Annotated in this window: 16 protein-coding genes and 1 pseudogene; 1 reads left to right on the forward strand and 16 read right to left on the reverse strand. The window is 60.9% G+C overall.

Annotated features, from left to right (window positions below):
- Positions 1-6 precede the first annotated feature (6 nt).
- From DXD16_RS02550 to DXD16_RS02560, 3 genes are all read right to left on the reverse strand, one after another.
- Positions 7-480, reverse strand: a complete 474-nt coding sequence (locus DXD16_RS02550; protein ID WP_089572478.1) for a PTS sugar transporter subunit IIB — start codon at positions 478-480, stop codon at positions 7-9.
- Positions 481-603: 123 nt separating this feature from the next.
- Positions 604-3345 (reverse strand): PRD domain-containing protein, encoded by a 2742-nt coding sequence (locus DXD16_RS02555; protein ID WP_117655028.1) that lies wholly within the window; start codon positions 3343-3345, stop codon positions 604-606.
- 226 nt (positions 3346-3571) lie between these two features.
- The gene (locus DXD16_RS02560) at positions 3572-3916 is read right to left on the reverse strand and encodes a 5'-methylthioadenosine/S-adenosylhomocysteine nucleosidase (RefSeq protein WP_233502308.1); all 345 of its coding nucleotides are present in this window, start codon (positions 3914-3916) and stop codon (positions 3572-3574) included.
- A gap of 329 nt (positions 3917-4245) precedes the next feature.
- On the opposite strand from DXD16_RS02560, the gene DXD16_RS10450 reads away from it, so the two are divergent.
- Positions 4246-4347 carry an IS3 family transposase gene (locus DXD16_RS10450; protein ID WP_231501554.1) on the forward strand — a complete coding sequence of 34 codons (102 nt, stop codon included), beginning with the start codon at positions 4246-4248 and terminating at the stop codon, positions 4345-4347.
- Between the two features lie 767 nt (positions 4348-5114).
- On the opposite strand, the gene rplX is transcribed toward DXD16_RS10450, so the two are convergent.
- The 13 genes and pseudogenes from rplX to DXD16_RS02630 form a co-directional block, all read right to left on the reverse strand.
- On the reverse strand, positions 5115-5420 hold the full coding sequence (rplX, locus tag DXD16_RS02570) for a 50S ribosomal protein L24 (protein WP_006235043.1): 306 nt from the start codon (positions 5418-5420) through the stop codon (positions 5115-5117).
- A 13-nt stretch (positions 5421-5433) separates the two neighbouring features.
- Complete coding sequence (gene rplN, locus DXD16_RS02575; protein WP_006235041.1) at positions 5434-5802, reverse strand: 50S ribosomal protein L14; 369 nt, start codon at positions 5800-5802, stop codon at positions 5434-5436.
- Positions 5803-5920: 118 nt separating this feature from the next.
- Positions 5921-6181, reverse strand: coding sequence for a 30S ribosomal protein S17 (gene rpsQ / locus DXD16_RS02580; RefSeq protein WP_006235040.1), 261 nt, complete (start codon positions 6179-6181; stop codon positions 5921-5923).
- 16 nt (positions 6182-6197) lie between these two features.
- Positions 6198-6413, reverse strand: a complete 216-nt coding sequence (gene rpmC / locus DXD16_RS02585) for a 50S ribosomal protein L29 (RefSeq protein ID WP_006235039.1) — start codon at positions 6411-6413, stop codon at positions 6198-6200.
- Positions 6414-6520: 107 nt separating this feature from the next.
- Positions 6521-6916: pseudogene (gene rplP, locus DXD16_RS02590) on the reverse strand (50S ribosomal protein L16); the annotation flags it as partial.
- Positions 6916-7626: a 30S ribosomal protein S3 gene (gene rpsC / locus DXD16_RS02595; RefSeq protein WP_006235037.1), complete on the reverse strand. Its 711-nt coding sequence runs from the start codon at positions 7624-7626 to the stop codon at positions 6916-6918. The gene rpsC and the pseudogene rplP, both read right to left, overlap by 1 nt.
- A 6-nt stretch (positions 7627-7632) precedes the next feature.
- Entirely contained in the window at positions 7633-8004 is a 372-nt protein-coding gene (gene rplV / locus DXD16_RS02600) for a 50S ribosomal protein L22 (RefSeq protein ID WP_006235036.1), read from the reverse strand.
- A gap of 14 nt (positions 8005-8018) precedes the next feature.
- Positions 8019-8279: a 30S ribosomal protein S19 gene (gene rpsS, locus DXD16_RS02605; protein WP_006235035.1), complete on the reverse strand. Its 261-nt coding sequence runs from the start codon at positions 8277-8279 to the stop codon at positions 8019-8021.
- Between the two features lie 32 nt (positions 8280-8311).
- Positions 8312-9142, reverse strand: a complete 831-nt coding sequence (gene rplB, locus DXD16_RS02610) for a 50S ribosomal protein L2 (protein ID WP_055250219.1) — start codon at positions 9140-9142, stop codon at positions 8312-8314.
- 179 nt (positions 9143-9321) lie between these two features.
- Positions 9322-9609 carry a 50S ribosomal protein L23 gene (rplW, locus tag DXD16_RS02615; RefSeq protein WP_022094197.1) on the reverse strand — a complete coding sequence of 96 codons (288 nt, stop codon included), beginning with the start codon at positions 9607-9609 and terminating at the stop codon, positions 9322-9324.
- Positions 9610-10236 (reverse strand): 50S ribosomal protein L4, encoded by a 627-nt coding sequence (gene rplD, locus DXD16_RS02620; protein ID WP_006235032.1) that lies wholly within the window; start codon positions 10234-10236, stop codon positions 9610-9612. It lies immediately after the preceding gene.
- A 46-nt stretch (positions 10237-10282) separates the two neighbouring features.
- On the reverse strand, positions 10283-10903 hold the full coding sequence (gene rplC / locus DXD16_RS02625; RefSeq protein WP_035137484.1) for a 50S ribosomal protein L3: 621 nt from the start codon (positions 10901-10903) through the stop codon (positions 10283-10285).
- A gap of 449 nt (positions 10904-11352) precedes the next feature.
- Positions 11353-11979 (reverse strand): histidine phosphatase family protein, encoded by a 627-nt coding sequence (locus DXD16_RS02630; RefSeq protein ID WP_117655029.1) that lies wholly within the window; start codon positions 11977-11979, stop codon positions 11353-11355.
- Positions 11980-11990 lie beyond the last annotated feature (11 nt).

Genomic DNA, 11990 nt, shown 5'->3' on the forward strand with positions numbered 1-11990 from the left:
TCCCCCTTAGATGAGGTCTGCGACGGAGACGGGCTTGTCGGCGGGCACGAACTGGGCCGTCACCTTGACGCCACGGGCGATGAGCGCCTTGTAGCTCTGGACGTTCTCGGCGGAGGCGTAGGCGCGCTGGGTGAGCTGGATGCCGTCCTCCTTGACGAGCGAGCCGCCGACGACCAGCGACGGGAGCTCGACGCCCGACTCGACCAGGCGAAGCATCGTCTCGGGCTCCTTGGCGATGACGAAGACCTTCTCGCGGTCGTACTTGCCCGCGGCGAAGTTCTTGAGCGCGGTCTGCTCGGAGATGATCGAAACGGCCATGCCCGCGGGGCGCGCCATCCTCATGGTGGACTTCAGGACCTCGTCGCCGGCGACCTTGTCGTCGATGACCATGACTCGGGTCGCGCCCGACACCGGGGCCCACTGCGTCACGATGATGCCGTGAAGCAGGCGATTGTCGATTCGTGCCATAACAACACTCATGTTTGCTCCTATCAAATGAAGTTTTGCGTTCGGTACTGCCTCGGCACTATCCGGATTCGCGCCGGGCAAGGGGTTATCGGATTATTGAGGACGCGCGGTCAGCTTGCGGCGGCGCGGGGAAGGTCACTCGTCGAGCAGGAGGTCCGAGGAGCCGAGGCGCTCTTCTCGCGCCGGGGCGGCGCTCACGCTTATGTAGTCGAAGACATATGCGATCTCGCTTACGGGAACCTCTACGCGATAGCGCGTCGAGATGCTCGAGAAGCTCTGCCTGAAGGACTCGATGAAATCGGCGCGTTCCTCCTCGAAGCGGTCCTGGCCAACGTAGGTCTCAATGGGGTTTCTGGTAACAAGGCGCTCGACGAGACAGCAGAGGTGAACGTAGAGCCCAATGATGGCGTTGCTGCCGATCTTCTCGCCTGTCCTGCGCTGAAGCTCGTGCACGGCGCTCTCGATCTCATGGAATAGCCGCTCCGGGTCGAGGATGGTGATGGAGCGGATGACGTTCTGCAGCGTCATGTTCGAGAGCAGCTTCTCGTGGAAAGAAGAGAGCTCGGAAGCGTCAAGCCACCTGCCGAACACGGCATCAACCTTAGAGGCGGACGCCGTCGACATGATGTCCTCGAGGGCGACGAAGGGGACGGAGGCGACCCCGGGGTCTCCCGTGCCGATGACGGCGCAGACGCGGTGCTCGGAGAAAACGGCGTCGTTCGACCCGTTCGCGACGAGCTGCTTGAAGGGCCTCGTGAGCAGGCGCGCGCCTATGGTGCGCGGGAGGCTCTGCGAGACGAGCTGGCGTATCCTCTCCGCGGCGTCGACCCCGGACTCGGAGCAGAAGACGATGGCGTCCTCACGGTTGACGCGCTCGATCACCTTGCAGTGCGTCACGCACGCGGCGGTCGCATCGCCAAGAACCTCGGCGATGGACTTGCCGCCGAGCAGCCCGACCCCGATCTCGAGCGCAAGACCGGTAGAGACGTTGTTCACCACGCCGATAGTGGAGTCGGTAACGTTCTCGAGGGCCTTATAGGCCTCCTCCAAGGAGCCCATGTCGACGAGGAACACGACCCCGGTACAGTAGGAATGGCGGTCGACGAGGCGCTGGAGCGGACCGACGATGTCCTTCAGCTGCTGGTCGTAGGGCATGTCGACAGCCTCGTACACATGCATGCCGAGCATACGGTTCGCCGCGTCGGCGATGCTCGTCGCCGTTGAGTAGCCGTGGGACAAGATGACGCAGAGCGTCCGAAGGGCCTTCGCATCGCGAGACTCCGATGCGACGCACAGCGTCAGAAGCGTCTTCGTGAAGTGATCGAGCGAGATTCCCAGCGCCCCTTCCACGTCTGCGGCGACCTGATCGGAGACACTCGAGGCAAACGGCAATTCGGAGGTCACGGCACCGAGGAGATGGGAGATTTGCTCCGCACAGGCAGACTTTCGCTTAGCCAGGCCGATACCCGGCCACAACTGCAGGCAAATCTCCTGGGCCAGTAGAAAAGCGACCTTCCTCGAAAGCTCGATGCCATAAGAAGAGCCTGCGTCGGCAAGGACCGCGCCCACGACGCGCTCGAAGGCGCGCGACCTCGAGGAGGCGACGCCGTGGTCGAAGATCAAGTGATCCTCAACGCCGCGCACAGCGGAGACAGCTTGCGAGACAAGCTCGGAGACAGAGAGCTCCCCGGCGCAGAATCGCTCATCGAGGGAGCACAGGGCATCGAGCGCCTGCTCGACCGGCCCTGTGCTCTCGGCGGCATCCAGAGACGCGTCGATCAGAACGCCATCGTCGGGCTGTTGATCGATCTGCGCGGAGGAGAGGAGCCCGCTGGGAAGAAGATACGGGCGAACGACGACGTAGTCGCCCTCGCGATTGAGGAACGCTTTGGCACAGCAGTTCGTCACGCAGGCGCGCAAGCCGGCGATGTTATCGGAAAAGTCCGCGTTCACGAGGCAACGGTATGCGCCGCGGCTGATCTTCACATCAGAACCGATTCGGCACCCCTCGCTGCGCAGGAAGCTCAAGATGAGATCCTCGCGCTCCTCGGGGGTCCGCTCCTTGAGTGAGGGGACGCGGGCACAGATGGGCATTTTGCTGTAGGCCGAGGAAACCTTCAGGTCATCGGCGGAAAGCGTCGTCGAAAGAACGAGGCGAGCGCGCGGCGCATCCTGGGAGGCATCGAGCCCGAGGGCCGTCGCAAGGCAGTGCTCCATCGCAGAGGGAGAGAGTGCCTCGATGCCGTTGACAAAGACCACACCCCCGCGCGCTTTCGCGATCGACTCGTCAAGAAGCCCGTTGAACGAGGCGGCGTCCGGGACCCCGGCGCAGTCGATGCGCACATAGGAGGAGTCGCGGGACAGCAAGCCCTGGTTCTTGCCGTACTCGTACACAAGGCGAGAAAGGAAAGACTTACCGACACCCACGCCGCCGCTCAAGAGGATGGGCAGGCCAAACGGAGGGTACTGAACCGCAGCCTTGCACTGCTCGACAACGGAGCTGAGGCTCATGTCGAAGCCCACGGCACGCGCGAAGTCGCGGTGATCGGCGATTCCCGTCGCCTGGATGAGGTCGGCGAGCGAGGCGTACTCGCTTGCAGAGAGCTTTACCTGAAAACGCTTCTGGAACGCGCGGCGATGAAAATAACGGACAGGCCTGCCCGCCACCTTAACCACAAGACCGGCGCGAACAAGGTCGTTGAGGTACTGGCTCGCCAGGCTCCTGGAGATGATGAGCGTCTCGGCGATGTCGGAGGTGGACAGACGGGCAAGGTCGTCGAGCGAGACGGCAGAGGTGAGGGCCTCGAGATGCTCGAGAATCCTGTCCCTCATGTCGACGGGTTTCTTTGACAAGCTGTCCTGTGTGGTCTTGTCCATGACTTCTTACCTCCTCGTACAAGGAGTATAAGGGGAGAACAGAGAACGGAAGGGGGCGCGTGGGGGAATCAACAGCTCCGAGGAAAAGTCCACCACTTGAGGGGCAGAAAACAACGGCCATTGAACATTCAGGGCCGACGCTCAACACTTCGGCTCGACACTTCGCTTTGGAAAGGGCCCGGCGCGCCGGGGTCCCAACATAAAGAAGGGCCCCGGCGCGCAGGGCCTAAAGCTTAACCATGCGCGCGGCGATGCGGGCGCAGTCGCAGGCGGCCTTCTTCTCGAAGGTGTTGTAGTCGACGACCCGGCCCTCGGCGCAGGGCTTGTCGCTGATGGCGCGCACGACGACGAGGGGCACGCCGTTGAGATAAGCGGCCTGCGCGATGGTGCAGCCCTCCATCTCGCAGCACAGGTCGCCGAAGGTCGCGAGGATTCGCTCCTTCTGTTCCGCGGGCGAGACGAACTGGTCGCCGGAGACGACGCGGCCCTTGAGGACCTTAATGTCGGGGGCGACGGCGGCCGCGGCGGCGCACGCCGCCAGCAAGGGCCGGAACGGATCGCGCAAGATCAAGGCGTCGCCCGGGAGGTCGGGCGTTACCGTCAGCCGGCGCCGCGTCTGCCGCATCATGAGGGAGAACGGCCTGGCCGGCGCATACGGCAGGAAGAGGTTCAAGGTGCACCCCGGGGCGGTCAACGAGGCCGACGTGTCGAACGTCGTCGCGCGCGGCTTCGGCGGCAGGGCGCCGTGCACCCATATATGCAGCGACTTGGCCTGCGTGCGCGTCGGGGCGTCGTGGAACTACGTCTGCCTGCTCGTCGACCTCTGCAACGGGGAGATCGTCGGCCACTCCGAAGGACCGAGGAGGGACGCGCGAGCTCCGAGCCAAGCTCTTGGATTACGTGCACTGGTACAACAACTTCAGGATCCACTCAACGCTGGGCTACATGTCGCCGGTCGAGTTCAGGGAGGCGGGGCCGTCCCTCCCGGAATCGTCCAAATAAGTGTTGCCAATCCATAGCCAATCCAGCCATCATCTTCGCGAAGGCGGACGTCAGGAAAAGCTCGGCTTGAGCTCGGTCGGACGCGGTCTGTGGGGCATCATTCAGGCTCAGGGGGTCTCCTTGTCTTCTTCGGTCGCAACCTGAATGATAGGGACGGCCCCTTCTCTCTTTCCCCTTCGTTTTCGACGCGTCACCCTCTCGGCGGGCTTAAGGCCCGCGCTCGCGGGTGCAGGGGCTACGCCCAAACCCCAAAAACGTAACGCCGTGCTCGAAGCGTTTCCGGACGTCAGCGTAATCTCAAATCCCGTTCGTCAACTCATGGGCAAGCCACCTGAGACTACTCATTTCTCCTACTGGCAATGAAGACCTGCGACCTGCAGTTTTGCAAACTGCTTGAAAGCCACCTGCGTTGATTCACTTCCTATTGCAGCTGGCGGCTTGCACGCGAAAAGGCATTTAAGTTTCAAAACGGGCGTTTTCGGCGCTATCGAGCCTCCAAAGGCATCCCGCCGCGCCCTTTGGGACAAAAACAAAAACTCAAAGCCCTGAGTTCGAAAATAGTTTTTGAAGTTGTCCCGACTTTTGTCCCCGAAGCCGACGAAACGCGACAGGGTGTCACCTGGCGGCACTCGATTCGAGACGGCACCGAAAACTGGATGCAACCGGAATGACAGGACGGCAGAACCGAAGCCATCGAGTGGGGATAGAAAAAGGCCCGGGTGCCGTGGCATCCGGGCCTTTGCTAGCAACTTGATGTTGCGGGCAGCTTAGAACTTGTGGCCGCACTTCTTGCAGACGCGCAGCTTGTTCTTGCCGTCCTTCTCGTGACCGACGCGGGTAACCTTACCGCACTCGGGGCAGACGAGATTGACGTTGGAGGCGTCGATGGGAGCCTCCTGCGAAACGATGCCGCCCTGCTGGTTGGCAGCGTTGGGCTTGACGGCCTTCTTGACGACCGAAACGCCCTCGACAACGACCTTGTTCTCGGCGGGGAGAGCACGCAGGACAACGCCCTGCTTGCCGCGATCCTTACCAGAGAGAACCTGGACCTTATCGCCCTTCTTGATATACATATATCTCCCCTAACTACAAGGTCTCGGGAGCGAGCGAGACGATCTTCATGTACTTCTTGTCACGAAGCTCGCGAGCGACGGGCCCGAAGATACGGGTGCCGACGGGCGAACCATCGTTGTTGATGACAACGCAGGCGTTCTCATCAAAGCGAATGTAGGAGCCATCCTTGCGGCGGATCTCCTTAACGGTGCGAACGACGACGCAACGGACAACGTCCTTCTTCTTGACGTTGGCGCCAGGGGTAGCCTCCTGGACAGCACCGATGAACACATCGCCGATGCCTGCATAACGACGCTTGGAACCGCCAAGCACCTTGATGCAGCGAATCTTGCGAGCGCCGGAGTTGTCGGCGACGTTCAGCATGGTTTGCATCTGAATCATGGTAGATGTTCCTCCGAACTAAGAACCGAAGAGAGGTGCGCAGCCTTTATACGGCCCGTGGTATGCAAGCCAGGCATACGCACATCTTCGGAAACGTACAAGTCGTAAGAGCGACTGCTTATTTAGCGCGCTCGACGACCTCGATGAGGCGCCAACGCTTCATCTTGGACATAGGACGGGTCTCCATAACGCGGACGGTGTCGCCCACGCCAGCCGTGCACTCCTCGTCGTGAGCGTGCAGCTTCTTGGAGCTGGTCATCATCTTGCCGTACTTGGGGTGACGCTTGCGCTCGGTGATGGTGACAACAATGGTCTTGGCACCGGAGACGGAGGTAACGACACCCGTACGGACCTTACGCGAGTTACGCGAATCAGTCATGTTCTCTCCTTAGGTCCTACTCGGCGACAGCGGACTTCTCCGCTGCGATCTCGCGGGCGCGCTGCTCCGTGAGGACGCGAGCGATGTCCTTCTTCACGGTGTTGACGCGAGCGGTGTTGTCCAGCTGGCTGGTGGCCATCTGGAAACGAAGGTTAAAGAGCTCGGCGCGCATTTCCTTCAGCTTCTCAACGAGCTGAGCGTCCGAGAGCTCACGAATCTCTGCGGGCTTCATTAGTTCTCCTCCTTGGCGGCGGCGGCGTCCTCAGCAGCCCACTTGGCCTCGAGAGCGGCCTCCTCAGCCATCTCCTTCTCGATGCGCTGCTCAGCGTTCTTGGCAGCAACAATCTTGGTCTTGATGGGAAGCTTGTGCTGTGCAAGACGCAGAGCCTCGCGAGCGACCTCCTCGGGCACGCCCTTGACCTCGAACATGATGCGGCCGGGCTTGACGACGGCCACCCACTCCTCGGGGTTACCCTTACCAGAACCCATGCGAGTCTCGGCGGGCTTCTTGGTGATGGGCTTATCGGGGAAGATCGTGATGTAGACACGACCGCCACGCTTCATGTAGCGGGTCATGGCAATACGAGCGGCCTCGATCTGACGGTTGGTGATCCAATGGGCCTCGAGAGCCTGGATACCAAACTCGCCGAAATGCAGCTCGGTATTACCCTTGGCCTGGCCCTTCATGGAGCCACGCTGCACCTTGCGGTGAAGAATACGCTTAGGGGCAAGCACTACTGACCCCTCCTCTCGGAGTTACGACGACGAGGACGGGAAGAGCCCTCGAGTGCAGGGTTGGGAACAGGCTGGCCCGGGAGCTTCTCGCCCAGGTAGATCCAGACCTTCACGCCGCAAGCGCCCATGGTGGTGCTGGCGACAGCCGTGCCGTAGTCGATCTTGGCACGGAGGGTGTGCAGAGGCACGCGACCCTCGCGGTACCACTCACGACGGCCCATCTCGGCACCGCCGAGACGACCGGAGCACTGGATACGGATGCCCTTAGCGCCGGCCTTGCGGGCAGACTGGACAGCCTTGCGCATAGCGCGACGGAAGGCAACGCGGCCCTCGAGCTGCTCGGCGATAGACTGAGCAACGAGGTTGGCGTCGAGCTCGGGGCGCTTGATCTCGACAACGTCGACGGAGAGCTGGCCCTTGGAGACGCCAGCGACCTTCTCGAGCTCGGTGCGGAGGGTATCGATCTCGGCACCCTTCTTACCGATGACAACGCCGGGGCGAGCGGTGAGGATGATGACCTTCACCTTGTCGCCAGCGCGCTCGATCTCGACGCGGGAGACAGCTGCGCGGGAAAGACGCTTCTCGAGGTACTTGCGGATCTCGAGATCGTTACCGAGGGTCTTAGCGTAATCCTTCTCTGCGAACCAGCGGGAGCGCCAGTTCTCGGTGATGCCAAGACGGAAGCCGGTGGGGTAGACTTTCTGACCCATACAGCTTTACGCCTCCTTTCGAGGAGCAACGACGACGGTGATGTGGGAAGTACGCTTCAGAATGCGAGAAGCGGAACCCTTGGCGCGGGGACGGATGCGCTTAAGCGTCGGACCCTCGTCAACATAGGCAGCGGCGACAACCAGGTTGTCGGCACGCAGACCGTTGTTGTTCTCGGCGTTCGCAACGGCGGAACGGAGAACCTTCTCGACATCCACGGCGACGGCGCGGTCGCAGAAGTGGAGGATGTCGAAGGCCTGAGCGACAGGCTTGCGGCGGATCAGATCGACCACCAGGCGGGCCTTGCTGGGGGAAACACGCACGTACTTAGCGACGGCGCGAACCTCGGTGGCCTCAGTTTCAATAGACTTAGTTGCCATTTACGGTTAACCCCCTATTTGGCCTTGTGGCCACGGAACGTACGAGTCGGCGCGAACTCGCCGAGCTTGTGACCAACCATGGACTCGGTAACATACACGGGCACATGCTTGCGGCCGTCGTGGACGGCGATGGTGTGACCAACCATCTCGGGGAAGATGGTGGACGCGCGGGACCAGGTCTTCACGACGTCCTTCTTGCCAGCCTCGTTCATCGCGGTGATACGCGAGAGAAGGCGAGTCTCCACGAACGGGCCCTTTTTGAGACTTCTGCTCATAAGTGCTTTCTCCTAAAACTCGGTATCCGAAATTACTTCTTACGGCGACGAATGATGTGCTGGTTCGAGACCTTCTTCTTCTTGCGCGTACGAAGGCCCTTCGTCGGCTTACCCCAGGGGGTAACAGAGGGACGACCAGAGGTGTGGTTCTTGCCCTCGCCACCGCCGTGCGGGTGGTCGACAGGGTTCATGACGGTACCGCGGACGGTCGGGCGCACGTTCATGTGACGCTTACGGCCGGCCTTGCCGATGACGATGTTGGCGTGATCGGCGTTGCCGACCTCACCGACGGTGGCGCGGCAGGTAACGAGGATGCGGCGCATCTCGGAGGAAGGCATACGGACGATAGCGTACTTGCCCTCCTTACCCATCAGCTGGCAGGAATTACCGGCGGAACGGGCGATAGCAGCGCCCTTGCCCGGCTGGAACTCGACGGCGTGGATGAGCGTACCGACGGGGATGTCGGCGAGGGGCAGAGCGTTGCCCGGCTTGATGTCGGCGTCAGAACCGGACATGATGGTCTGACCGACCTCGAGGCCCTTGGGGGCCAGGATGTAGCGCTTCTCACCGTCAGCGTAGTGCAGCAGAGCGATGCGAGCGGAACGGTTCGGATCGTACTCGATCGTGGCAACCTTGGCGGGCACGCCGTCCTTGTTGCGCTTGAAGTCGATCACGCGGTAACGACGCTTCACGCCGCCGCCCTGGTGGCGGGTGGTGATGCGGCCGTTGTTGTTACGACCGGCCTTCTTGGGCAGGGGCTCGAGAAGAGACTTCTCGGGCTTGGTGCAGGTGATCTCGGAGAAATCGGAGATCGTCTGCCAACGCCTACCAGCGGAGGTCGGCTTAAGGTGCTTTACAGCCATTACAATCCCTTTCAATAGGAATCCGTTAGCCATCGCAGACAGGGATTCGAGGTTCTGCCTCGGGTGCGATGACACCGGACGTATACACGGTTCCGGGCGTGTCCATTTTATACGCCCGAAACCTTGAGCTCTCGCCTCCCCTATTTGGGAGGCATGAGCTCACTCAACAGCAGCGAGTCTTAGGCCTGGTTGCCAAAGACCTCGATGGTGTCGCCCTCGGCCAGCGTGACGATGGCCTTCTTCCAAGAACGGGTCTTGCCGGCGACATAGCGCACGCGCTTGGTCTTGGGCTTGACCGTCAGGGTGTTCACGCGAACGACCTTGACGCCGAAGATCTCCTCGACAGCGTCCTTGATCTGATACTTGTTAGCATCCTTGGCGACCTCGAACGTGTACTTGTTCAGCTCCATGCCGGAGAAGGAACGCTCGGACACGATCGGACGGATGATGATCTCGTGGGCGGTCATTTATGCAAGCACCTCCCCGAAGTGAGCGGCGATGTCGGCGGGCATCAGCACAGCGTTGTTGTTGACGAGATCGTAGGTGTTGGCCTCGTCGGCAGTGATGATGAACGTCTTGGGAATGTTGCGGAACGACAGGTAGGCGTTGACGTCCTCATCGCGAACGATGATGGTCAGACGCTTGCCCTCAAGGCCGAGAGCCTTGAGCATGGCGACGGCAGCCTTGGTGGAAGGCTTCTCGAAGCCGTAGTCGTCGACGAGCACGAGCTCGCCATCGGCCAGCTTGGCGGACAGCGCGGAGCGCATAGCCAGCTTGACCTCCTTGTTGTTCATACGCTTAGCGTAGGAACGGGGCTTGGGGGCGAAGACAACGCCACCGTGACGCCACTGGGCAGCACGGATGGAACCCTGGCGGGCACGGCCGGTGCCCTTCTGACGCCAAGGCTTCTTGCCGCCACCGGAAACCTCAGAGCGACCCTTAGCAGACTGGGTGCCCTGACGCCAAGAGGCCATCTGGCACTTGACGATGTGGTGCATAACGTGGATGTTCGGCTCGATGCCGTACACCTCAGCGGCGAGCTCGGCCTCGGCGACCTTCTTGCCCTCGCTGTTCTTTACTTCAAACTTTGCCATTTAAGTGTTCTCCTTGGTATGACGCTGGGCTAAATGGGCTGGGCCCTTAGGCCATACGGATGGCGACGAGACCATTCTTGGCACCCGGGACAGCGCCCTTGACCAAGATGAGGTTCTGCTCGGCATCGATGCGGACAACGGAAAGGTTCTTGACGGTAACGCGCTCGTTACCCATGTGACCGGCCATCTTGACGCCCTTGAGGACGCGCGCAGGATAGGCGCACTGACCGATAGAACCGGGGTGACGCTGGAAGTGAGAACCATGCGTCATAGGACCGCGGCGCTGACCCCAGCGCTTGATGCGACCCTGGAAGCCCTTACCCTTGGAGGTACCGATGACGTCGACCTTCTCGACATCAGCGAAATCAGCGACGGTGACGACCTCGCCGACCTTGTGCTCCTCGCCGTTCTCGACGCGGACCTCACGAAGGAAGCGGACAGGCTCGACGCCAGCCTTGGCGAAGTGACCAGCCATGGGCTTGTTCACGTTCTTGGCCTTGATGTCGCCGAAACCGATCTGGACGGCGTCATAGCCGTCGGTTGCCTGAGTTTTAACCTGCGAGACAGCGCAGGGGCCAGCCTGGATGACCGTGACGGGAACGACGTTATCGTCCTCGTCCCAAACCTGGGTCATGCCAATCTTGCGGCCGAGAATCATGCTGATCAAGATATGATCCCAACTCTCGCGTGGTCTTGGGACAATGCGTACGCCACCGAGCGTACGCCCCTAGAGGACCACTACTTACACGACGTGCTCCCCAGCCTTGTATTTCGCCCGGACTACCTGACAACCCTATTAAGCAGGCATTTTGTCCAGCCAGAATACTCCCCTGGTTTCACACAGCTGTTTAGTATACACGGCTGCGGGCGTATCCATCGAGATTCATATTTCACTCACATTGTTTACGCAGGTAAAGTGCGTGGATGGCTCCCGAGCACGGCGGAGGGCCGGAGAAATATATTAAGGTCCCTGCTCTACAGTCCTGCGCAAGACGGAGAGCACATTAAGTGCTCTCCTTTGCGTGCGGAACTCGCGATGACCTTAATATATTTCTCCGGCCCTCCGCCGTGCTCGGGAGACGACACGTTGATGTCTGCTTAACTCTGCTCGCTCAGCTAATTACTTTGTTGAGGATCGATGATTTGCTGCAAGATAAACTTGGATTGGGGCGCGTTGCCTTCTTCTCCCGACTTTTCCTCTTCGAAATCGAAAATCATGATGGCGCAGTTGGGGAGTTTTGTTGGGAACTCGAAGCCCTCTGGGGCTGCAGCTTTGATGAATTGGCGGCTGGCGCTGCCGTGGCTTACTGCTAGAAGGGTTTCGATGCCCTCAGAGCCCATGAGATTGGTGAGGGTGCCCACCATGCGCTCCTGCAGGGCATGGCTTCCTTCTCCGCCAAATGGGATCAGGTCCTCGCCGGGGTCCCAGACGTCGGTGGGTAGGGCGTCGTGGGGGCCTTCTTCGAAGGTGCCGTAGCTGCGCTCGATGATGCCTTCGCAGGGCTCGACTGCTGCATCCCGGCCGAGGAGTTCGGTTGCGACGAGACTTGCCGTGTCCATGGCTCGGCCTAAGGGCGAAGAGACCACTTTGTCGGGGACGACGCCGTGGGCTTTGAGCCATGCGGCTGCCATTCCCGCTTGTTTGCGGCCGAGGTCGGTCAACGGAGAATCGCAGCGGCCCTGGACCAGCTTTTTAACGTTGAATTCTGTCTGACCGTGGCGGAGTAGATATAGACGCTTCATGCTCTCCCCTT

The sequence above is a fragment of the Collinsella sp. TF11-5AC genome, from assembly GCF_003436775.1.
Taxonomy (GTDB): Bacteria; Actinomycetota; Coriobacteriia; order Coriobacteriales; family Coriobacteriaceae; genus Collinsella.

Coding starts and splice junctions, on each gene's coding strand:
- rpsS (WP_006235035.1), bottom strand. CDS start 8,279: ATGAGCAGAAGTCTCAAAAAGGGCCCGTTCGTGGAGACTCGCCTTCTC.
- DXD16_RS02550 (WP_089572478.1), bottom strand. CDS start 480: ATGAGTGTTGTTATGGCACGAATCGACAATCGCCTGCTTCACGGCATC.
- rplN (WP_006235041.1), bottom strand. CDS start 5,802: ATGATTCAGATGCAAACCATGCTGAACGTCGCCGACAACTCCGGCGCT.
- rplW (WP_022094197.1), bottom strand. CDS start 9,609: ATGACCGCCCACGAGATCATCATCCGTCCGATCGTGTCCGAGCGTTCC.
- rplD (WP_006235032.1), bottom strand. CDS start 10,236: ATGGCAAAGTTTGAAGTAAAGAACAGCGAGGGCAAGAAGGTCGCCGAG.
- rpsC (WP_006235037.1), bottom strand. CDS start 7,626: ATGGGTCAGAAAGTCTACCCCACCGGCTTCCGTCTTGGCATCACCGAG.
- DXD16_RS02555 (WP_117655028.1), bottom strand. CDS start 3,345: ATGGACAAGACCACACAGGACAGCTTGTCAAAGAAACCCGTCGACATG.
- rplB (WP_055250219.1), bottom strand. CDS start 9,142: ATGGCTGTAAAGCACCTTAAGCCGACCTCCGCTGGTAGGCGTTGGCAG.
- rplV (WP_006235036.1), bottom strand. CDS start 8,004: ATGGCAACTAAGTCTATTGAAACTGAGGCCACCGAGGTTCGCGCCGTC.
- rpsQ (WP_006235040.1), bottom strand. CDS start 6,181: ATGACTGATTCGCGTAACTCGCGTAAGGTCCGTACGGGTGTCGTTACC.
- DXD16_RS02630 (WP_117655029.1), bottom strand. CDS start 11,979: ATGAAGCGTCTATATCTACTCCGCCACGGTCAGACAGAATTCAACGTT.
- rplX (WP_006235043.1), bottom strand. CDS start 5,420: ATGTATATCAAGAAGGGCGATAAGGTCCAGGTTCTCTCTGGTAAGGAT.
- rpmC (WP_006235039.1), bottom strand. CDS start 6,413: ATGAAGCCCGCAGAGATTCGTGAGCTCTCGGACGCTCAGCTCGTTGAG.